This is a genomic window from Agrobacterium albertimagni AOL15 (assembly GCF_000300855.1).
In the GTDB taxonomy this organism is placed as follows: Bacteria; Pseudomonadota; Alphaproteobacteria; order Rhizobiales; family Rhizobiaceae; genus Allorhizobium; species Allorhizobium albertimagni.
Map to the genome: position 1 here is coordinate 1 of NZ_ALJF01000027.1, position 20,036 is coordinate 20,036.

The following is a 20,036-nucleotide window of genomic DNA, read 5'->3' on the forward strand; positions in this document are numbered from 1 at the left end:
CGACGTGCGCCGTCGAGATGGTGATGCCGCGCGCCTTTTCTTCCGGAGCGGCGTCGATCTGGTCATAGGCCTTGAACTCACCGAAATACTTGGTGATCGCAGCCGTCAGAGACGTCTTGCCGTGGTCGACGTGGCCGATCGTGCCGATGTTGACGTGCGGCTTGTTGCGCTCAAACTTACTCTTTGCCATTTTCGGCTCTCCATTTTCTGGTCCCCGTCAGGGGAAATTCACAAATTCAATTGGACGGTCGGGGTATCCCGGTCACTTCTGACCGGAATACTTAGCCTGGATTTCAGCAGCAACGTTCGACGGGACCGGTGCGTAATGGTCGAAGACCATCGAGTACTGGGCGCGACCCTGCGACATGGAGCGCAGGTTGTCGACGTACTTGAACATGTTGGCGAGCGGGACGTGAGCATTGATCACGATCGCGATGCCGCGCTGTTCCTGGCCCTGGATCTGGCCACGACGCGAGTTCAGGTCGCCGATAACGTCACCGACGTAATCTTCCGGGGTCACGACTTCGACGCGCATCATCGGCTCGAGCAGCTGAGCGCCGGCCTTCTTGGCTGCTTCACGGAAGCAGGCACGCGATGCGATTTCGAAGGCGAGAACCGAGGAGTCGACATCGTGGAAGGCACCGTCGATGAGGGTGGCCTTGACGCCGAGCATCGGGAAGCCGGCGAGCGGACCAGACGACAGAACGCTTTCGATGCCCTTCTGAACGCCCGGGATGTATTCCTTCGGAACTGCACCACCGACGATCTTGGACTCGAACTTGAAGTCTTCGCCTTCCGGGTTCGGTTCGAAGACGAGCTTGACGCGCGCGAACTGACCGGTACCACCGGACTGCTTCTTGTGCGTGTAGTCTTCTTCGTGCTGACGCGTGATCGTTTCACGGTAAGCAACCTGCGGAGCACCGACGTTGGCTTCAACCTTGAACTCGCGACGCATACGGTCGACGAGGATGTCGAGGTGAAGTTCGCCCATGCCAGCGATGATGGTCTGGCCGGATTCCTGGTCGGTCTTGACGCGGAAGGACGGGTCTTCGGCAGCCAGGCGGTTGAGCGCGAGGCCCATCTTTTCCTGGTCGCCCTTGGACTTCGGCTCGATCGCGATCTGGATGACCGGCTCCGGGAATTCCATGCGCTCGAGGATAACCGGCTTCAGGGGATCGCAGAGCGTGTCACCCGTCGTGGTTTCCTTGAGACCGGCGAGAGCAACGATGTCGCCTGCAAAGGCTTCTTCAATGTCTTCACGGCTGTTCGAGTGCATCTGCAGCATGCGGCCGACGCGCTCGCGCTTGTCCTTGACCGTGTTCATGACCGAGACGCCCTTTTCGAGCTTGCCCGAATAGATGCGTGCGAAGGTCAGCGAACCGACGAAGGGGTCGTTCATGATCTTGAACGCGAGCATGGAGAGCGGCTCGGAATCGTCAGCGTGACGCTCGATTTCGGCTTCCGTCTTGGCGTCGATACCCTTGATCGCCGGGATGTCGAGCGGCGACGGCAGGTAGTCGACGACGGCGTCGAGCAGCGGCTGAACGCCCTTGTTCTTGAACGCGGTGCCGCAGAACATCGGATGGAACTTGACGTCGATCGTGCCGCGACGAACGAGTTCGCGGATCTTGTCGTTGTCCGGCATGATGCCGTTCAGGTAGTCTTCCATCGCCTGTTCGTCGATCTCGACAACCGTCTCGATCAGCTTTTCGCGATATTCTTCGGCCTTGTCCTTCAGGTCGTCCGGGATCTCGACAACGTCCCAGGCGGCGCCGAGCGACTCGTCGCGCCATACGAGAGCGTTCATCTCGATCAGATCGACAACGCCCTTGAACTCGGACTCAGCGCCGATCGGGAGCTGCATGACAACTGCGGTGGCGCCGAGACGGGTCTTGATCATCTCTACCGAGCGGTAGAAGTCAGCACCGGTCTTGTCCATCTTGTTGCAGAAGATCATCCGCGGGACGTTGTACTTTTCAGCCTGACGCCAGACGGTTTCGGTCTGCGGCTCAACGCCTGCATTGGCGTCGAGAAGGGCGACAGCACCGTCGAGAACGCGAAGCGAACGCTCGACTTCGATGGTGAAGTCAACGTGGCCGGGAGTGTCGATGATGTTGAAGCGGCGCATCTTGCCGTCGCGACCCTTCCAGAAGGTCGTCGTGGCAGCGGAGGTGATCGTGATGCCACGCTCCTGCTCCTGCTCCATCCAGTCCATGGTGGCTGCGCCGTCATGAACTTCGCCGATCTTGTGCGACTTACCGGTGTAGTAAAGGATACGCTCGGTGGTCGTGGTCTTGCCGGCGTCGATGTGCGCCATGATGCCGAAGTTGCGGTAGTCTTCGATTTTATATTCGCGAGCCATAACGGACTGCCTTTCGATATTCGATCGGTTGATTACCAGCGGTAATGCGAGAAGGCGCGGTTTGCATCGGCCATCTTGTGGGTGTCTTCGCGCTTCTTGACTGCGCTACCGCGGTTGTTCGCTGCGTCGAGCAGCTCGCCGGAAAGGCGGTCGACCATAGTGGTCTCGTTGCGCTTGCGGGCAGCGGTGATCAGCCAGCGGATCGCGAGAGCCTGACGGCGCTCCGGACGAACGTCGACCGGGACCTGATAGGTCGCACCACCGACGCGGCGCGAGCGCACTTCAACATGCGGCGCGACGTTGTCGAGCGCCTGATGGAAGATGGCAATCGGTTCCTGCTTGGACTTGTTCTGAACGACGTCGAAGGCACCGTAGACGATGCTTTCAGCGACCGACTTCTTGCCGTGAAGCATGATGGCGTTCATGAACTTGGTGACCACGAGATCGCCGAACTTCGGGTCCGGATTGATCTCACGCTTTTCTGCACTATGGCGACGGGACATACTATTTGTCTCTCAACGGTTAGGGACGCTTTATCACGCGGAGAACCTCGCGCAGCGCCGGTATCTTGTGAATGAAGGACCGAAGCTTACTTCGGACGCTTCGCACCGTACTTCGAACGGCGCTGCTTACGGTTCTTGACACCCTGGGTATCGAGAACGCCGCGGATGATGTGGTAACGAACGCCCGGCAAGTCCTTTACGCGGCCGCCACGGATCATGACGACAGAGTGTTCCTGCAGGTTGTGACCTTCACCCGGAATGTAGCCGATGACTTCGAAGCCATTGGTCAGGCGGATCTTGGCAACCTTACGGAGAGCCGAGTTCGGCTTCTTCGGGGTCGTGGTGTAGACGCGGGTGCAAACGCCGCGCTTCTGCGGGTTTTCCTGCAGAGCAGGAACCTTGTTGCGCTTTACCTGCGCCTGACGCGGCTTGCGGATCAGCTGGTTTACGGTAGGCATATACCCATCCCTTGCAAAATCTAGTCTCAAGCCCTTTCAGGCCCTGGTGGTTGCCGTTTCCGGCGGCGGCCGCACAGTTTTCTTCATGCGCAAAATGTGGCCCGACCCGTTTTCGCGGATGGACCACAAAAGACAGAGGACGCACTGCGAGAGTGCGTCGTGCGAGCAGCATTCGTGTCGTCAACGTGCGTTTGGAGACCTGTTTGAGATGAACTTCAGGACGAGTCGTCCCGAAAAAGCCGACCTCACATGGGCTCCGATGGCCGGGGTACTACTGTTTTCCCCCCTTAACGTCAAGTCACATCTCGCAATTAATAGCCTGAGCCCCTTGCCCGGCCGGGAGTCTGGCCGAGAGTCTGGCCGTTTCGGCATGGGAAAACGGAGATGCGAAGACGATTTGGCTTGGCTTGCGCCGGGAAACTTCTAGATAGGTAGAGACAGAGGGTCAACCTCCCCTCGCCCCAGGTCGAATCGGCCGCGGCGAAAGAATCGATCCGGCACAACAGGAAGACCGAGCGCCATGATCACCAGCCCCGACAATGACAACAACCGCGACGAGCCCATGGTGTTCATCGTCATCGCCAAGGCTTACGAGACCGAAGGCGGCGAGCCGATCGACCTCCACGTCATGCTGACCGCGCCCGACGACGACACAGCCGTACGTCTGACACTCAACGCCCTTTCGGAAGAAGGCTTCCTGGAGGCCGATCTCGACCAGATCGGCATGATCACGGGTGCGCCGGACGAAGAGCCGCATGCCTCGGCCTATCAGGGCGCGCTCGAAGGCGAAGTCGCGATCATCCGTTTCGCCTGAGTTGTCTCAGGCAGACAGAATCAAGGGCCGGTCGGTGGACCGGCCCTTTCCATTTGCGGGCGGTTACGGAATGACCGCACCGCTTGGCCGCGGCGTAGAAGCCGTTTCGGGCGGAAGGACCGGATAGGTCACTTCCGGCATCCGGCCGGTCAGACTTTCCAGAAACGCGACGATCTTGCCGACATCGCCCTCCTGCAGTTCCTCGCCGAGCTGCGAGGTCCCCATGATGGCGACCGCCTCGTTCAGACCCCAGACCTTGCCGGAATGGAAGTACGGCGCCGTCAAGGCGACATTGCGCAAGGGGGCGGCGCGGAAGACATAGGAATCGTCTGCGGTGTTGGTGACGGCAAATCGGCCCTTGTCGCCTTCCGGCAGGACGTCGGCGCCAGGCTTTTCGATCAGACCAAAGGGATAGTATCCCTCCCCGCCGACATTGATGCCACCATGGCAGGCAGCGCATCCCTTGTCGATGAACAGAGCCAGGCCCTGTTGCTGCTCGATGGTCATGGCTGCATCGTCCCCGTTCAGCCAGGCATCGAAGGGCGCTGGCGTGATCAGTGTCGCCTCGAAAGCCTCGATGGCCTTGGCGAAGTTGTCGAAGGTGACGGGATCGGCTTCGCCCGGGAATGCCGCCTCGAACCATTCGACGTATTTCGGCATCGACTTCAAGGTGTCGACGACCTGGGTCGGGGTGTTGGCCATTTCGACACCGGCCTGGACCGGCCCCTTGGCCTGGGCCTTCAGGTCTTCGGCGCGGCCGTCCCAGAACTGGGCGATGTTGAAGACCGCGTTGAGTGCGGTCGGGGCATTGCGCGGCCCCTTCTGCCAACCGTGGCCGATCGACGTCTCGAGGTTGTCGTCACCGCCCGTCGCCAGGTTGTGACACGAGTTGCAGGAGAACACACCCGAAGCCGACATGCGCGGATCGAAGAAAAGCGCCTTTCCGAGCGCGATCTTTTCCGGTGTGATCGGGTTGTCCGCAACCGCGGGCGTGGTGGATGGGAGAGGCTTGAACATCTCCAGTGCCGTTTGACGCAGATCCGGAGGAACCGGATCGTTTGCGAACGCCGTCGTGGCGAGCAAGGCTACCAGCGCGGTGCTGAGAAGCAATTTCATGATGACCTCCGTTAGTGGAACGGAGACAGGTTAGAATGCTTCGAAAGAGCGCAGTTGCGCGAGATCAAGCTTTCGCTTGCGGATCTGACGGCTGTCAAACCGACATGAAATTTTTCGCCGCCGTCGCGGAAAAGGGCGAATTGCACGAGCAAAGAAAAAGGCCGCCCGGATCGCTCCGGGCGGCCTTTGATCTTAAAACCTCAGGCGCCGATTACTCGGCGGCAGGCGCGTTTTCGCCAGCGAGGTTTTGCAGCATCGGGGTTGCGACGTCTGCACCCGTACCCTTCTTGCGTTCCTCGAGGATGAGGTCGTCGCGCGAAGAAGCGATGCGGCGGATCTGCGTCATGGTACCACCGGTACCAGCCGGGATCAGACGGCCAACGATGACGTTTTCCTTCAGGCCCTGCAGCGTGTCGGTCTTGCCGGCGATCGCAGCTTCCGTGAGAACCTTGGTGGTTTCCTGGAAGGATGCGGCCGAGATGAACGACGGCGTCTGCAGCGAGGCCTTGGTGATGCCGAGTAGGACCGGATCGCCGTATGCCGGCTTCTTGCCCTCTTCGACCAGGCGGTCGTTGTTGTCGTCGAGTTCGATCCGGTCGACGTTGTCACCCACGATGTAGTGGCTGTCGCCAGCGTCCGTGATCTCGACCTTCTGCAGCATCTGGCGAACGATCACCTCGATGTGCTTGTCGTTGATCACAACGCCCTGCAGACGGTAGACTTCCTGGATTTCGTTGACCAGGTACGAGGCAAGTGCCTCGACGCCCTTGATCGCCAGGATGTCGTGCGGAGCCGGGTTACCGTCGAGGATGTAGTCACCCTTTTCGATATAGTCGCCTTCCTGAAGGTGGAAGGGCTTGCCCTTCGGGATCAGGTATTCGACAGGCTCGACACCGTCTTCAGCCGGCTCGATGATGACGCGACGCTTGTTCTTGTAGTCACGGCCGAGGCGGATCGTACCATCGATCTCAGCGATGATGGCATGGTCCTTCGGACGACGAGCTTCGAACAGTTCGGCAACGCGCGGCAGACCACCGGTGATATCCTTGGTCTTGGCGCTTTCCAGCGGCGAACGTGCAAGCACATCACCCTGGGAGACCTTCTGACCAGGCTCGACGGACAGGATCGCGTCGACCGAGAGCTGGAACCGGGCTTCGCCGCCACGGGCCACCTTCAGAACATTGCCGCTGGCATCCTTGATGACGATTGCCGGCTTGAGGTCCGTACCGCGCGGGGTCGAACGCCAGTCGATAACCTGACGCTTGGTGATGCCGGTCGACTCGTCGGTCGCTTCGAGCACCGAGATACCGTCGACGACGTCCTCGAAATGCACGATACCCTCGACTTCCGTCATGATCGGGCGTGTGTACGGATCCCACTCGGCCAGACGCTGGCCGCGCTTCACCTTGTCGCCATCATCAACGAAGACCTTGGAACCATAGGCCACGCGCTGCGAAGACCGCTCGATACCACGTTCGTCGAGGATCATCACGGCCATGCTGCGGCCCATGGCGATCAGGGTGCCATCGGAATTGCGCAGCATGTTGCGGTTCTTGATCTGCACCGTACCTTCGTACGAGGCTTCCAGGAACGACTGGTCGACCACGGTCGCGGTACCGCCCAAGTGGAAGGTACGCATGGTGAGCTGGGTGCCCGGCTCGCCGATCGACTGCGCGGCGATGACGCCGACGGCTTCGCCCATGTTGACGGGCGTACCGCGTGCAAGGTCGCGGCCGTAGCAGATCGAGCAAACGCCGGTCTGAACTTCGCAAGTCAGGGCCGAACGGATGCGGATCGACTGGATACCAGCCTTTTCGATCTCGATGACATCGGGCTCAAGGATCATCTTGCCGGCATCGACGATGCGCTCACCCGTGATCGGATGATCGATATCGTCGAGGGCCGTACGACCGAGAACGCGGGCGCCGATGGAGGCAACGACCTGACCGGCGTCTACGATCGCCGTCATGGTCAGGCCCTTGTCGGTGCCGCAATCCACGAGGTTGACGATGCAATCCTGGGCCACGTCGACGAGACGACGGGTCAGGTAACCGGAGTTCGCGGTCTTCAGAGCGGTGTCTGCGAGACCCTTACGGGCACCGTGGGTCGAGTTGAAGTACTCGTTAACGGTCAGACCTTCCTTAAAGTTCGAGATGATCGGCGTCTCGATGATCTCGCCCGACGGCTTGGCCATGAGGCCGCGCATGCCGCCCAGCTGACGCATCTGGTTCGGTGAACCACGAGCACCCGAGTGCGACATCATGTAGATGGCGTTCATCGGCTTCTGGCGGTTGGTTTCCGGATCGAACTCGACAGCCTTAATGCGGGCCATCATGTCTTCGGCGACCTTTTCAGTGGCCTTGCCCCAGGCGTCGACGACCTTGTTGTACTTCTCGCCCTGCGTGATCAGGCCGTCGTTGTACTGCTGCTCGTATTCCTTGACCAGCGTTTCGGTGTCGCCAACGATTTTCGCCTTGGTTTCAGGGATGATCATGTCGTCCTTGCCGAACGAAATGCCAGCCTTGCAGGCGTGGGTGAAGCCGAGCTGCATGATGCGGTCGCAGAAGATGACCGTGTCCTTCTGGCCGCAATGGCGGTAGACCGTGTCGATCATCTTGGAGATGTTCTTCTTGGTCATTTCCTGGTTGCAGATGTCGAAGGGCACGTTGACGTTCTTCGGCAGAAGTTCGCCGATGATCATGCGGCCAGGCGTGGTTTCATAGATCTTCGAAACCGGGTTGCCCTCGGCGTCGACGGTCTTGAAGCGGCCACGGATCTTGGCGTGCAGTGTGACGACCTTGTTTTCCAGAGCGTGATGCAGTTCGCCCATGTCGGAGAAGGCCATGCCTTCGCCCGGCTCGTTCTGGTTCTGGATCGACAGATAGTACAGGCCGAGAACCATGTCCTGCGACGGAACAATGATCGGCTGACCGTTAGCCGGGTGCAGGATGTTGTTCGTCGACATCATCAGGACGCGGGCTTCGAGCTGGGCTTCGAGCGACAGCGGCACGTGAACGGCCATCTGGTCACCGTCGAAGTCGGCGTTGAAGGCCGTGCAGACAAGCGGATGCAGCTGGATGGCCTTGCCTTCGACGAGGATCGGTTCGAAGGCCTGGATGCCCAGGCGGTGCAGCGTCGGTGCGCGGTTCAGGAGAACCGGATGCTCACGGATGACCTCGTCGAGGATATCCCAGACTTCCGGCTTTTCCTTTTCAACCAGCTTCTTGGCCTGCTTGACCGTCGAGGAGTAACCCTTGGCGTCGAGGCGCGCGTAGATGAACGGCTTGAACAGTTCGAGCGCCATCTTCTTCGGCAGGCCGCACTGGTGCAGCTTCAGTTCCGGACCGGTCACGATGACCGAACGGCCGGAATAGTCGACGCGCTTACCGAGAAGGTTCTGACGGAAGCGGCCCTGCTTGCCCTTGAGCATGTCGGAGAGCGACTTCAGCGGACGCTTGTTGGCACCGGTGATGACGCGGCCACGACGGCCGTTGTCGAAGAGCGCGTCTACAGATTCCTGCAGCATGCGCTTTTCGTTACGGATGATGATGCCCGGAGCGCGCAGTTCGATCAGGCGCTTCAGACGGTTGTTACGGTTGATGACGCGACGATAGAGATCGTTCAGGTCAGACGTCGCGAAGCGGCCGCCATCGAGCGGAACGAGCGGGCGCAGGTCCGGCGGGATGACCGGAACGACCTTCATGATCATCCATTCCGGACGGTTGCCCGACTCCATGAAGTTCTCGACGATCTTCAGGCGCTTCATCAGCTTCTTCTGCTTGAGATCCGAGGTGGTCTCAGCCAGATCAGCACGCAGATCGCCAGCGATCTTCTCGAGGTTCATCGAGGCCAGCATCTCGTAGATGGCTTCAGCGCCGATCATGGCGGTGAACTGGTCTTCGCCGAACTCGTCGACGGCCATCATGTACTCTTCTTCAGAGAGCAGCTGGTTTTCCTTGAGCGAGGTCAGGCCCGGCTCGGTCACGATGTAGTTCTCGAAGTAGAGAACGCGCTCGACATCCTTCAGCGTCATGTCCAAGAGCGTGGAGATGCGCGACGGCAGCGACTTCAGGAACCAGATGTGGGCGACCGGGGCTGCGAGCTCGATGTGGCCCATGCGCTCGCGGCGAACGCGCGACAGCGTGACTTCGACGCCGCACTTTTCGCAGATGATGCCCTTGTACTTCATGCGCTTGTACTTGCCGCACAGGCATTCGTAGTCCTTGATCGGTCCAAAGATACGCGCGCAGAAGAGGCCGTCACGCTCGGGCTTGAACGTACGGTAGTTGATGGTTTCCGGCTTCTTGATCTCGCCGTAAGACCAGGAAAGGATCTTTTCCGGGCTCGCGATCGAGATCCGGATGGAGTCGAAGTGCTGGGCCGGCACTGTCGGGTTGAAAAGGTTCATGACCTCTTGGTTCATGCCTGTCTCCTTGATGGGGCAGAGAGCCCTCGATTGGGTCGCGGTGGCGGCGAATTCCCGGGATGCCGCGCCGGACCCTGAAATGACAATAACCGCGAAATGCGGCGAAACTCCCCTTCCCGTCCCGATATTGGCCTTCGGTGCGAGCCGGGAATGGCGTGCGCGGCGATCTTACGCCACACACGCCTTGTCAAACTTACTCGGCTGCGTCGGGCAGCTGGCCGTCTTCCGGCAGAAGCTTCGAGTTCTCGAGTTCGACGGAAAGGCCGAGAGAGCGCATTTCCTTGACGAGAACGTTGAAGCTTTCCGGAATACCGGCCTCGAAGGTGTCGTCGCCACGGACGATCGCCTCGTAGACCTTGGTACGGCCGGCCACGTCGTCCGACTTGACGGTGAGCATTTCCTGCAGGGTGTATGCAGCACCGTAGGCCTCGAGCGCCCAGACTTCCATTTCGCCGAAGCGCTGACCGCCGAACTGCGCCTTACCACCGAGCGGCTGCTGGGTGACGAGCGAGTACGGGCCGATCGAACGAGCGTGGATCTTGTCGTCGACCAGATGGTTCAGCTTGATCATGTACATGTAGCCGACGGTGACCTGACGGTCGAAGGCTTCACCGGTACGACCATCGTACAGGGTCGACTGACCCGACGGGTTGAGACCTGCACGTGTCAGCATCTCGGAGACGTCGCTTTCATGCGCACCGTCGAAGACCGGCGTGGCGATGGATACGCCGCGCTTGGCTTCTTCAGCGAGCTTGACGAGTGCGTCGTCGTCGAAGTGCTTCACTTCGTCATGTGCTTCCGACTCGTAGATCTCCGTCAGTTCCTTGCGCAGATCAGTGATGTCGAGGTGCTTGCGATAGTCCTCGAGCATCTGGCCGATCTTCTTGCCCATGCCGGCGCAAGCCCAGGCAAGGTGGGTTTCGAGGATCTGGCCGACGTTCATACGCGAGGGAACGCCGAGCGGGTTCAAGACGATGTCGACATGCGTGCCGTCTTCGAGGAACGGCATGTCTTCGACCGGTACGATGCGCGAGACAACACCCTTGTTACCGTGACGGCCGGCCATCTTGTCGCCTGGCTGGATCTTGCGCTTCACAGCGACAAAGACCTTGACCATCTTCATGACGCCCGGGGGCATTTCGTCGCCGCGCTGGACCTTTTCGACCTTGTCCATGAAGCGCTGTTCAAGGCGCGACTTGGATTCGTCGTACTGGCCGCGGAGCGCTTCGAGTTCGCCCTGCACCTTTTCGTCTTCGACTGCAAACATCCACCACTGCGAGCGGGGATATTCGGAGACGACGGCGTTGGTGAGTTCGACGCCCTTCTTGAAGCCCTTAGGACCGGCGATCGAGACCTGACCACGCAGCATGTCGATCAGACGGCCGTAGACGTTACGGTCGAGGATCGCCTGTTCGTCGTCACGGTCCTTGGCGAGGCGTTCGATTTCCTCGCGCTCGATGGCCATCGCGCGCTCGTCCTTCTCAACGCCGTGGCGATTGAAGACGCGAACTTCGACGACGGTACCAAACGTGCCCGGAGGCATGCGCATGGAGGTGTCGCGAACGTCGGAGGCCTTTTCACCGAAGATGGCGCGCAGAAGCTTTTCTTCCGGCGTCATCGGGCTTTCGCCCTTCGGCGTGATCTTGCCGACCAGGATGTCGCCCGGCTGAACTTCGGCACCGATGTAGACGATACCGGCTTCGTCGAGGTTCTTCAGTGCTTCTTCCGAAACGTTCGGAATGTCGCGCGTGATTTCTTCCGGACCAAGCTTGGTGTCGCGGGCCATGACTTCGAATTCCTCGATGTGGATCGAGGTGAAGACGTCTTCCGAGACGATGCGCTCCGACATGAGGATCGAGTCCTCATAGTTGTAGCCGTTCCAAGGCATGAACGCGACGAGCGCGTTACGGCCGAGTGCCAGATCGCCGAGGTCGGTCGACGGACCGTCCGCGATGATGTCACCCTTGTTGACGATGTCGCCAACGGTCACCAGCGGGCGCTGGTTGACGCAGGTGTTCTGGTTCGAACGCTGGAACTTCTGCAGACGGTAGATGTCGACGCCCGACTTGGACGGATCGAGATCTTCCGTGGCACGGATAACGATACGGGTCGCGTCGACCTGGTCGACCACGCCGCCGCGACGGGCACCGATGGCAGCGCCGGAGTCACGGGCAACGATCGGCTCCATGCCGGTTCCAACGAACGGGGCTTCGGCACGCAGAAGCGGCACGGCCTGACGCTGCATGTTCGAGCCCATGAGAGCGCGGTTGGCGTCGTCGTTTTCGAGGAACGGAATGAGAGCGGCCGCAACGGAAACCAGCTGCTTCGGCGAGACGTCCATCAGGTTGATGGTGTCGCGCGGGGACAGCATGACTTCGCCGGCGTGACGGCAGACGACGAACTCTTCGACGAACTGGCCATCGGCCGTCAGCTCGGAGTTGGCCTGAGCGACGTAGTACTTCGCTTCTTCCATGGCGGAGAGATAGACGACGTCCTTCGTCACCTTGCCGTCCACGATCTTGCGGTACGGGCTTTCGATGAAGCCGTACTTGTTGACGCGGGCAAAGGTTGCGAGCGAGTTGATCAGACCGATGTTCGGGCCTTCCGGCGTCTCGATCGGGCAGATACGGCCGTAGTGGGTCGGGTGAACGTCGCGGACTTCGAAGCCTGCGCGCTCGCGGGTCAGACCACCCGGTCCAAGAGCCGAAAGACGGCGCTTGTGGGTGATTTCCGAGAGCGGGTTCACCTGGTCCATGAACTGCGATAGCTGCGAGGAGCCGAAGAATTCGCGGACAGCGGCAGCAGCCGGCTTGGCGTTGATCAGGTCCTGCGGCATGACGGTGTCGATTTCGATCGACGACATGCGTTCCTTGATCGCGCGCTCCATGCGGAGCAGGCCGAGACGGTACTGGTTTTCCATGAGTTCGCCGACGGAGCGAACGCGACGGTTGCCGAGGTTGTCGATATCGTCGATTTCGCCCTTGCCGTCACGCAGCTCGACCAGCATCTTGACCACGGCCAGGATGTCGTCCTTGCGCAGAACGCGAACGGTATCGGGGCAGTCGAGGTCGAGACGCATGTTCATCTTGACGCGACCAACGGCCGACAGGTCGTAACGCTCGGCGTCGAAGAACAGCGACTGGAACATGGCTTCCGCCGAGTCCATGGTCGGCGGCTCACCCGGACGCATGACGCGGTAGATGTCGAACAGAGCGTCCTGACGGTTCTCGTTCTTGTCAGCGGCAAGCGTGTTGCGGATGTAGGCGCCGACATTGATGTGGTCGATGCCGAGAACCGGGATCTCTTCGAAGCCCGAGTCGAGAATCTGCGGGAGCGTCTTCTCGTCGATCTCCGCGCCGGCTTCCATGTAGATTTCACCGGTCGACATGTTGACCAGGTCTTCGGCGAGGTAGTTGCCGAACAGGTCTTCGTCCGATGCCTTCAGGAACTTCAGGCCCTTGTCGGTCAACTGACGCAGCAGACGCGGGGTCAGCTTCTTGCCGCCTTCGACGACAACTTCGCCGCTGTCGGCGTCGATGAGGTCGGAGATCGCCTTCGCACCCTTGAGGGTCTCAGGGTTGAACGGGAAGCGCCAGCCCTTGCCGTCGCGCTCATAGACGGACTTCGAGTAGAAGGTCGACAGGATTTCTTCGCCGTCCATACCAAGCGCCATCAGCAGCGAGGTCACGGGGATCTTGCGGCGACGGTCGATACGGGCGTGCACGATGTCCTTGGCGTCGAACTCGATGTCGAGCCAGGAACCGCGGTAGGGGATAACGCGAGCAGCGAACAGCAGCTTGCCAGACGAGTGGGACTTGCCCTTGTCATGGTCGAAGAAGACGCCCGGCGAGCGGTGCATCTGGGAAACGATGACGCGCTCGGTACCGTTGACGATGAAGGTACCGTTGTTGGTCATCAGGGGCATGTCGCCCATGTAGACGGACTGTTCCTTGATGTCCTTGATCGAGCGTGCGCCCGTATCCTCGTCAATATCGAACACGATCAGGCGAAGCGTGACCTTGAGCGGTGCGGCATAGGTCAGGTCGCGCTGGCGGCATTCGTCGACGTCGAACTTCGGCTGTTCGAATTCGTAGGAGACGAATTCCAGCATCGATGCACCGGAGAAATCGGTGATCGGGAAGACGGACTTGAAAACGGCATTCAGCCCCTCGTCGGGACGGCCACCCTTGGGCTCGTCAACCATGAGGAACTGGTCATAAGATGCCTTCTGAACCTCAATGAGGTTCGGCATTTCTGCGACTTCTGGAATTTTTCCGAAAAACTTGCGTACGCGCCTGCGACCGTTAAAGGTAAGGGTCTGAGCCATCGTCGCTCCTTGTCAGTTTGCACCCGGGCCTGCAACAGACGGTGACCGCTGGCCAGGCGGCTCCGTCAAAAAATGGATCGTTCAATCTCGTCTCGAGATCCGAACGGCCGGCCGGTTTGCCGGGCGCGCGGGTCAAGACCATCCTCTTGAGAACCCATTACCCAGGAACCGCTTTCATACGGTTCCTGGGTAATATGTTCGGAGGAAACGGGCGGGAGAAGAAGCTTCCCCCGCCGCATTCCGATATTACTTGACGTCGACCTTAGCGCCGGCTTCTTCAAGCTTCTTCTTGAGGTCAGCGGCTTCAGCCTTGGAAACAGCTTCCTTGACAGCCTTCGGAGCGCCTTCGACGAGGTCCTTGGCTTCCTTGAGGCCCAGACCGGTGATGGCGCGGACTTCCTTGATGACGTTGATCTTGTTTGCGCCGGCATCCGTGAGGATGACGTCAAACTCGGTCTTTTCTTCTTCGGCAGCAGCCGGAGCAGCGCCGCCAGCAGCAGCAACGGCTACCGGTGCAGCAGCCGAAACGCCCCACTTTTCTTCGAGCAGCTTCGAAAGCTCAGCAGCTTCCAGAACGGTCAGCGAGGAGAGGTCTTCTACGATCTTTGCGAGATCAGCCATGATACTAGTTCCTTAATAGATGTTCGGTTCGAAGCGAACGGGTTAGGGTATGAACAGCGAAAAACCGCCTTACGCGGCTTCGTCCTTCTTTGCATAGGCCGCAAACACGCGAGCAAGCTGAGCTGCCGGTGCTGCCACAACGCCTGCAATGCGGGTTGCCGGGGTCTGAATCATGCCCAGCAGCTTTGCACGCAGTTCGTCCAGCGAAGGCAGGGTCGCAAGCGACTTGACTGCATCTGCGGACAAGGTGGTTGTTCCCATGGCGCCGCCCAGTACAACGATCTTGTCGTTGGTCTTGGCGAAATCCATGACGACCTTCGGAGCCACAATCGGATCATTGCTGAATGCAATCAGCGTCTGACCCTTGAAGAGATCGGTGATCCCTTCGGCTTCCGTGCCCTGAAGAGCGATCTTGGCCAGGCGGTTCTTCGCGACTTTGACGGTGCCGCCAGCAGCGCGCATCTTCGAACGAAAATCGTTCATCTGCGCAACCGTGACACCAGCATAGTGGGCCACAACAACCGAACCGGAAGCCTTGAAGACTTCGTTCAGTTCTGTGACGAATTCGCGTTTTTCCGCTCTTTCCACTGTCTGTCTCCAGTTGATGGGACCGCAATCCTGCAGGCCCCACCGGGTTTGCCTTTGCCTCAGGGGATCCATTTCTTAGATCCCAAGCGACGCTTGAGGATCCTGTCCCCTCCGGTTGGACTTAAGTGTCCAGCCAAAAGGCGAATAAGGCTCGAACCGAACTTCAAGACGTCATCAGACGTTTAAATACCGGATCTCACCCGTCTCATGCAGGCAGATATTAAGGCCGTGAGGCCGCCCACAATCTCGGACAGGAGTGTCTGGTCTTTAGAACCAGACATTTCCGGCCCCGAGAGGCCGGAAACTTGGTGGACCGGAGCATGTCGCTCCGGCCGAATTCATGATCAAACGGCAACCGTCGACGGATCGATCTTGACGCCCGGACCCATGGTCGAGGAGATCGCTACGCGCTTGACGTAGTTGCCCTTGGCGCCAGCCGGCTTTGCCTTGATGACGGCGTCAGCGAAGGCCTTGATGTTTTCTTCGAGCGCCTTGGCGTCGAAGGAAGCCTTGCCGATGCCGGCGTGGACGATACCAGCCTTCTCGACGCGGAACTCGACGGCACCGCCCTTGGAAGCCTTGACGGCACCAGCGACGTCCATGGTCACCGTACCGACCTTCGGGTTCGGCATCATGCCACGCGGGCCGAGAACCTTACCGAGACGGCCGACGAGCGGCATCATGTCCGGGGTCGCGATGCAGCGATCGAAGTCGATCTTGCCGCCCTGGACGATTTCGAGCAGGTCTTCGGCGCCGACGATGTCTGCACCAGCAGCCTTGGCTTCATCAGCCTTGGCGCCACGTGCGAAGACGGCGACGCGAACGTCACGGCCCGTACCGTTCGGCAGGTTGACCACGCCGCGGACCATCTGGTCTGCGTGGCGCGGGTCGACGCCGAGGTTCATGGCGATTTCGATCGTTTCGTCGAACTTGGCGACGGCACGTTCCTTGACCATCGAGATGGCGTCGGAAAGGGCGACCAGCTTGGTCGGGTCCACGCCTTCGCGGATCTTCTGAATACGCTTTGCTACCTTGGCCATGATCAACCTACCACTTCCAGGCCCATGGAGCGGGCAGAGCCCTCAACCATCAGCATTGCGCCTTCGATGTCGGCGGCGTTCAGATCCTTCATCTTGCCTTCGGCAATTGCGCGGACCTGCGCCTTGGTGATCGTACCGACCTTCGCACCCTTGCCCGGAGTCTTCGAGCCAGAGGTGATCTTTGCTTCCTTCTTCAGCCAGTAGGTGACCGGCGGCTGCTTCATTGCGAAGGTGAAGGACTTGTCCTGGTAATAGGTGATGACGACCGGGATCGGCATACCCTTTTCCATTTCCTGCGTGGCGGCATTGAACGCCTTGCAGAATTCCATGATGTTAATGCCACGCTGACCAAGGGCCGGGCCGATCGGCGGGGACGGGTTCGCCGATCCTGCCTTGACCTGGAGCTTGAGCTGGCCTGCAACTTTCTTAGCCATTACTCTCTGCCTTTCATTTCAGACCGGCTTCCCGATCCAGTATGCCAACATCACGTTGGCGGCTGCGGTTGCGTGGTGCGTCTGGACGGTCCGGCTTAAGAGACCGCCATCCTCCCACGCGAGTCGGGGAGTTGCCTCCCCTCTTCCGATCAGACCTTTTCGACCTGACCGTATTCGAGCTCGACGGGGGTCGCGCGACCGAAGATCGAAACCTCGACCTTGAGGCGCGAACGCTCCTCGTCCACATCCTGGACGATCCCGTTGAAGGAAGCGAAAGGACCGTCGGAGACGCGAACCTGTTCGCCGATTTCGAAGGACACGGAGGACTTCGGACGCTCGACGCCTTCCTGGACCTGGCCCAGAATGCGATCTGCTTCGAAATCAGGGATCGGAACCGGCTTGTTGTCGGAACCGAGGAAACCCGTGACCTTCGGGGTATTCTTGATCAAGTGGTAGGCTTCGTCCGTCAGGTTCGCCCGCACCAGCACATAGCCGGGGAAGAACTTGCGTTCACTGTCTACCTTGCGACCGCGACGAACCTCGACAACCTTTTCGGTCGGAACGAGGATCTTTTCAAAGAGATGCTCAAGGCCCTTCTGACGCGCCTTGTTCTCGATGTCTTCCGCGACCTTCTTCTCAAAATTGGAATACGCGTGGACGATGTACCAACGTGCCGCCATGTTCGTCTCCGCCCGATTAATTGCCGACGCTCAGCACGAGGCTGAGCAACCAGCTGATCAGCTGGTCCGCGCCGAAGAAAAATAGCGCAGCGAAAAACACCATCGCCAGGACCATGAGCGTCGAAATCGTGGTCTCGCGACGCGAGGGCCACGTCACCTTGGACGTCTCGGAGCGAACCTGCTGCAGAAACGCGAATGGATTACCCTTGGATGCCATTTATTGCCCACGCATTTACGGCGCGTAAAGCCGACCTTAGTCAGCCCCACGCACCGCGTGTCTGTTTGAACCCTACATAAAGACCGATTCCCCTTTTCACAAGAGGGAAAAGCTCTTCTGCAACTTTTCGGCTTTGCCAGATCTTCTTGCTCGTCGCCGCTTCAAAAAGCGCGCCGGGCGGACATGGCAGGGGCAGCCGGGCTTGAACCGACGACCTGCGGTTTTGGAGACCGCCGCTCTACCAACTGAGCTATACCCCTAAGCCTTACATCGGACCGGAACGCTCCCGTCCGAGGCATGGAGCACCCTTTAAGGCGGGCGCGCCGGAATGGCAAGTGTCTTTTTTCTGCTTTTCACCAGACCGGTCAATGGCATCGCTCACCACTGGCGCTCAAACCGGGCATTGACCCGCGCTGCGGGTTCGTGGGCAATGTCGGAGATGACCGCGCGCAGCTTGATGCCGGCCTGCAGCCGCTTCTCAACGGCGAATTCGGCGTGAAACGGCGCGGCACTGTCCATCACCACGCCGCCGGTCACAGTGGTGTCGATCCCGCCGAAGAAAAGCCTCAGATTCTGGCGAGCAATGAAGACCGCATCGCCGTCCGTGCGGCGCCCGGCCTCAAGTGCCCGGTCGAGAGACAGGGTCGCCGGCCCCTCGTCCATCAGTGCGCGGGATTGACGGAGTGCTGCACGGGCCGCACCACTGACGAGATCGACCGTGAGACCGACGGAGGCCGGATTAGCCGCAGCCCTGCGGAGATCAACCTCACCCCAGAGACGCATCGGCGGATGCGCCGTGCCTGAATTGGTGGGGGTGGCGCGACGCAGATTCGATTCGGCCCCGAGCCGAGGGCGCCCCGGCATATCGAGGGCAACACCGGTGCGAAGGCCGAGATCGTCGGGAGACCCCGTCGCAGCCCACAGAAAGGCGCTATCCTCCGCGGCAGCTGGCCATGGCACGAGAGGCAAGAGAATCAGCAGCCAGGTAGCGAGAGGTGAGCGTGCCATCGGCAGTTCGTCCGGCGTAAGGGGCGCAGCCAATGGCGGGCCCCGGGCGAATCAGGATGGTTTCAAAAGTAACCGAGCGGGAATCAGAGGAGAAGTAGCAGACGCGCATGGAAGCCATGCAGCGAGAATGTCAGGAGTTTCCCGACACGAGCGGCCTTTGGCAGGCACCAGGCGTCCGCTTGCCATGTTCTCGGCTTTGACTGATACTCACCCCCACGCCCTCGCGGAGGACAGCCATGATCCGTATCAGCAATGCCGCCCTGCCCGGTTCCGAGTTCGACGATGCCGACCTGTCGGAAGCTCGCTTCAGCGACGTCTCGCTCAAGGAAGCCGTCTTCAGCAATGTGGACCTCGGCCGGAGCCTGATCACCGATGCCAATGCCGAGCAGATGGTGATACGCAATGTGGCGATGAATGCCGCGGTCATGGAAAACGTAGTGATGCACGCAGCAAGCCTCACCCATGTCGACCTCAATGGCAGCACCATCCGATTCGCCAGTCTCGCCGGCACGTCGATTGCCGAATGCGATCTCACCGGGCTTACGATCAACGGCTACCTGGTGACGGATCTCCTGCGGCTTGCCGAAGAGCAGCTGCTGCAGCGGGCTTGATGCCCCTCATTCCAGACTGGCAATTTCATAGCCACGCTGGCGGTAACGCTCTCGCATTGTCCTGAACATCGGATACATGGTCGCGCCACTCTTGAACCATGCGACGTAGGACTGAGGCTCCGATAGCCACCAACCTGGAGCCAGTGTTCGGCGAGCTTCCTCATCATCCCAGAAAGTCTGATCGGGTACACCGCTATAAGGCCGCGTAGCGAGCCAGGACGTTTTCAAGGGATTGTGAGCTGCGGTGTATCTGTCTCTGTATCTTAAGTGGTCAGCGCTGCCGCACGGATGGATCGCGATGTCGCGCCCTTCCCCGAATTGATCTGCGGTACCATCCACCAGGGTGCCGTCCGACATCATGTTCCATGAGTGCAGAAAGATCGGGCGTCCGTCGGGCAACTCATACACGCCATCGATGCGGCGCCAGCCAAACTGATGTTCGATAAAGCAAGCAACCTCGAAACACGCACCCCAGCACCCAGCCAGCCTCATCTCGTGACGGAAGCTTCGGATCACATCGGTCTGCTGAGGCGTGACGAGCATAAGATAATCCATAACGGAAAAGGCCCCGCTGTTTCCAGCGAGGCCTCTTTATTCTTATCGATCGATCAGATTACCGATTACTCGATGATCGAAGCGACGATGCCGGCGCCGACGGTACGGCCGCCTTCGCGGATTGCGAAGCGCAGCTTTTCTTCCATCGCGATCGGAACGATCAGCTCGACTTCAACCGTGACGTTATCACCAGGCATAACCATTTCCGTGCCTTCCGGAAGCGACACGATGCCGGTCACGTCCGTGGTGCGGAAGTAGAACTGCGGACGATAGTTG

The 20,036-nt window shown here is 59.8% G+C and carries 18 protein-coding genes and 1 tRNA gene; 2 read left to right on the top strand and 17 right to left on the bottom strand.

All coding sequences use genetic code 11. The features are described from left to right. The 4 genes from QWE_RS23970 to rpsL form a co-directional block, all read right to left on the bottom strand. On the bottom strand, positions 1-190 hold a 190-nt coding region (locus tag QWE_RS23970; protein ID WP_006728776.1), incomplete at its 3' end, for a GTP-binding protein. A 72-nt stretch (positions 191-262) separates the two neighbouring features. Then, positions 263-2,362 carry an elongation factor G gene (gene fusA, locus QWE_RS23975; RefSeq protein WP_006728777.1) on the bottom strand — a complete coding sequence of 700 codons (2,100 nt, stop codon included), beginning with the start codon at positions 2,360-2,362 and terminating at the stop codon, positions 263-265. Positions 2,363-2,394: 32 nt separating this feature from the next. Next, the gene (rpsG, locus tag QWE_RS23980) at positions 2,395-2,865 is read right to left on the bottom strand and encodes a 30S ribosomal protein S7 (RefSeq protein WP_006728778.1); all 471 of its coding nucleotides are present in this window, start codon (positions 2,863-2,865) and stop codon (positions 2,395-2,397) included. A gap of 86 nt (positions 2,866-2,951) precedes the next feature. Then, positions 2,952-3,323 carry a 30S ribosomal protein S12 gene (rpsL, locus tag QWE_RS23985; RefSeq protein ID WP_003507760.1) on the bottom strand — a complete coding sequence of 124 codons (372 nt, stop codon included), beginning with the start codon at positions 3,321-3,323 and terminating at the stop codon, positions 2,952-2,954. 520 nt (positions 3,324-3,843) lie between these two features. Between rpsL and QWE_RS23990 the strand changes: the two genes are divergently transcribed. Continuing rightward, complete coding sequence (locus QWE_RS23990; protein WP_006728779.1) at positions 3,844-4,137, top strand: hypothetical protein; 294 nt, start codon at positions 3,844-3,846, stop codon at positions 4,135-4,137. 63 nt (positions 4,138-4,200) lie between these two features. On the opposite strand, the gene QWE_RS23995 is transcribed toward QWE_RS23990, so the two are convergent. The 11 genes from QWE_RS23995 to QWE_RS25410 form a co-directional block, all read right to left on the bottom strand. Further along, positions 4,201-5,253: a cytochrome-c peroxidase gene (locus QWE_RS23995; protein ID WP_006728780.1), complete on the bottom strand. Its 1,053-nt coding sequence runs from the start codon at positions 5,251-5,253 to the stop codon at positions 4,201-4,203. A 211-nt stretch (positions 5,254-5,464) separates the two neighbouring features. Next, positions 5,465-9,676, bottom strand: a complete 4,212-nt coding sequence (gene rpoC / locus QWE_RS24000) for a DNA-directed RNA polymerase subunit beta' (protein ID WP_006728781.1) — start codon at positions 9,674-9,676, stop codon at positions 5,465-5,467. A gap of 196 nt (positions 9,677-9,872) precedes the next feature. Continuing rightward, positions 9,873-14,006 (bottom strand): DNA-directed RNA polymerase subunit beta, encoded by a 4,134-nt coding sequence (gene rpoB, locus QWE_RS24005; protein ID WP_006728782.1) that lies wholly within the window; start codon positions 14,004-14,006, stop codon positions 9,873-9,875. A 246-nt stretch (positions 14,007-14,252) separates the two neighbouring features. Continuing rightward, positions 14,253-14,627 carry a 50S ribosomal protein L7/L12 gene (gene rplL, locus QWE_RS24010; protein ID WP_006728783.1) on the bottom strand — a complete coding sequence of 125 codons (375 nt, stop codon included), beginning with the start codon at positions 14,625-14,627 and terminating at the stop codon, positions 14,253-14,255. 69 nt (positions 14,628-14,696) lie between these two features. Then, positions 14,697-15,215, bottom strand: a complete 519-nt coding sequence (gene rplJ, locus QWE_RS24015; protein ID WP_006728784.1) for a 50S ribosomal protein L10 — start codon at positions 15,213-15,215, stop codon at positions 14,697-14,699. A 344-nt stretch (positions 15,216-15,559) separates the two neighbouring features. Continuing rightward, positions 15,560-16,255, bottom strand: coding sequence for a 50S ribosomal protein L1 (rplA, locus tag QWE_RS24020; RefSeq protein WP_006728785.1), 696 nt, complete (start codon positions 16,253-16,255; stop codon positions 15,560-15,562). 2 nt (positions 16,256-16,257) lie between these two features. Next, positions 16,258-16,689 carry a 50S ribosomal protein L11 gene (rplK, locus tag QWE_RS24025; protein WP_006728786.1) on the bottom strand — a complete coding sequence of 144 codons (432 nt, stop codon included), beginning with the start codon at positions 16,687-16,689 and terminating at the stop codon, positions 16,258-16,260. 149 nt (positions 16,690-16,838) lie between these two features. After that, positions 16,839-17,369, bottom strand: a complete 531-nt coding sequence (gene nusG / locus QWE_RS24030; RefSeq protein WP_006728787.1) for a transcription termination/antitermination protein NusG — start codon at positions 17,367-17,369, stop codon at positions 16,839-16,841. A 16-nt stretch (positions 17,370-17,385) separates the two neighbouring features. Then, the gene (gene secE / locus QWE_RS24035) at positions 17,386-17,586 is read right to left on the bottom strand and encodes a preprotein translocase subunit SecE (RefSeq protein ID WP_006728788.1); all 201 of its coding nucleotides are present in this window, start codon (positions 17,584-17,586) and stop codon (positions 17,386-17,388) included. A gap of 184 nt (positions 17,587-17,770) precedes the next feature. Then, positions 17,771-17,846 (bottom strand) — tRNA-Trp (locus tag QWE_RS24040). 118 nt (positions 17,847-17,964) lie between these two features. Continuing rightward, the gene (locus tag QWE_RS25410; RefSeq protein ID WP_006728789.1) at positions 17,965-18,594 is read right to left on the bottom strand and encodes a hypothetical protein; all 630 of its coding nucleotides are present in this window, start codon (positions 18,592-18,594) and stop codon (positions 17,965-17,967) included. A gap of 236 nt (positions 18,595-18,830) precedes the next feature. Between QWE_RS25410 and QWE_RS24050 the strand changes: the two genes are divergently transcribed. Then, the gene (locus tag QWE_RS24050; RefSeq protein WP_006728790.1) at positions 18,831-19,205 is read left to right on the top strand and encodes a pentapeptide repeat-containing protein; all 375 of its coding nucleotides are present in this window, start codon (positions 18,831-18,833) and stop codon (positions 19,203-19,205) included. A 6-nt stretch (positions 19,206-19,211) separates the two neighbouring features. On the opposite strand, the gene QWE_RS24055 is transcribed toward QWE_RS24050, so the two are convergent. Both QWE_RS24055 and QWE_RS24060 read right to left on the bottom strand, forming a co-directional pair. Then, positions 19,212-19,760 carry a hypothetical protein gene (locus tag QWE_RS24055; RefSeq protein WP_040300942.1) on the bottom strand — a complete coding sequence of 183 codons (549 nt, stop codon included), beginning with the start codon at positions 19,758-19,760 and terminating at the stop codon, positions 19,212-19,214. A 65-nt stretch (positions 19,761-19,825) separates the two neighbouring features. Further along, positions 19,826-20,036 (bottom strand): EF-Tu C-terminal domain-related protein (locus tag QWE_RS24060; protein ID WP_006728792.1); only part of this gene is annotated, 211 nt, incomplete at its 5' end.

Excerpts from the sequence above, each read along its gene's own strand:
- QWE_RS23995 (WP_006728780.1), bottom strand. The coding sequence starts at position 5,253 with ATGAAATTGCTTCTCAGCACCGCGCTGGTAGCCTTGCTCGCCACGACG.
- QWE_RS23990 (WP_006728779.1), top strand. The coding sequence starts at position 3,844 with ATGATCACCAGCCCCGACAATGACAACAACCGCGACGAGCCCATGGTG.
- rpoB (WP_006728782.1), bottom strand. The coding sequence starts at position 14,006 with ATGGCTCAGACCCTTACCTTTAACGGTCGCAGGCGCGTACGCAAGTTT.
- QWE_RS25410 (WP_006728789.1), bottom strand. The coding sequence starts at position 18,594 with ATGGCACGCTCACCTCTCGCTACCTGGCTGCTGATTCTCTTGCCTCTC.
- fusA (WP_006728777.1), bottom strand. The coding sequence starts at position 2,362 with ATGGCTCGCGAATATAAAATCGAAGACTACCGCAACTTCGGCATCATG.
- rpoC (WP_006728781.1), bottom strand. The coding sequence starts at position 9,676 with ATGAACCAAGAGGTCATGAACCTTTTCAACCCGACAGTGCCGGCCCAG.
- rplL (WP_006728783.1), bottom strand. The coding sequence starts at position 14,627 with ATGGCTGATCTCGCAAAGATCGTAGAAGACCTCTCCTCGCTGACCGTT.
- rplA (WP_006728785.1), bottom strand. The coding sequence starts at position 16,255 with ATGGCCAAGGTAGCAAAGCGTATTCAGAAGATCCGCGAAGGCGTGGAC.
- QWE_RS24050 (WP_006728790.1), top strand. The coding sequence starts at position 18,831 with ATGATCCGTATCAGCAATGCCGCCCTGCCCGGTTCCGAGTTCGACGAT.
- QWE_RS24055 (WP_040300942.1), bottom strand. The coding sequence starts at position 19,760 with ATGGATTATCTTATGCTCGTCACGCCTCAGCAGACCGATGTGATCCGA.
- nusG (WP_006728787.1), bottom strand. The coding sequence starts at position 17,369 with ATGGCGGCACGTTGGTACATCGTCCACGCGTATTCCAATTTTGAGAAG.
- secE (WP_006728788.1), bottom strand. The coding sequence starts at position 17,586 with ATGGCATCCAAGGGTAATCCATTCGCGTTTCTGCAGCAGGTTCGCTCC.
- rplK (WP_006728786.1), bottom strand. The coding sequence starts at position 16,689 with ATGGCTAAGAAAGTTGCAGGCCAGCTCAAGCTCCAGGTCAAGGCAGGA.
- rpsG (WP_006728778.1), bottom strand. The coding sequence starts at position 2,865 with ATGTCCCGTCGCCATAGTGCAGAAAAGCGTGAGATCAATCCGGACCCG.
- rpsL (WP_003507760.1), bottom strand. The coding sequence starts at position 3,323 with ATGCCTACCGTAAACCAGCTGATCCGCAAGCCGCGTCAGGCGCAGGTA.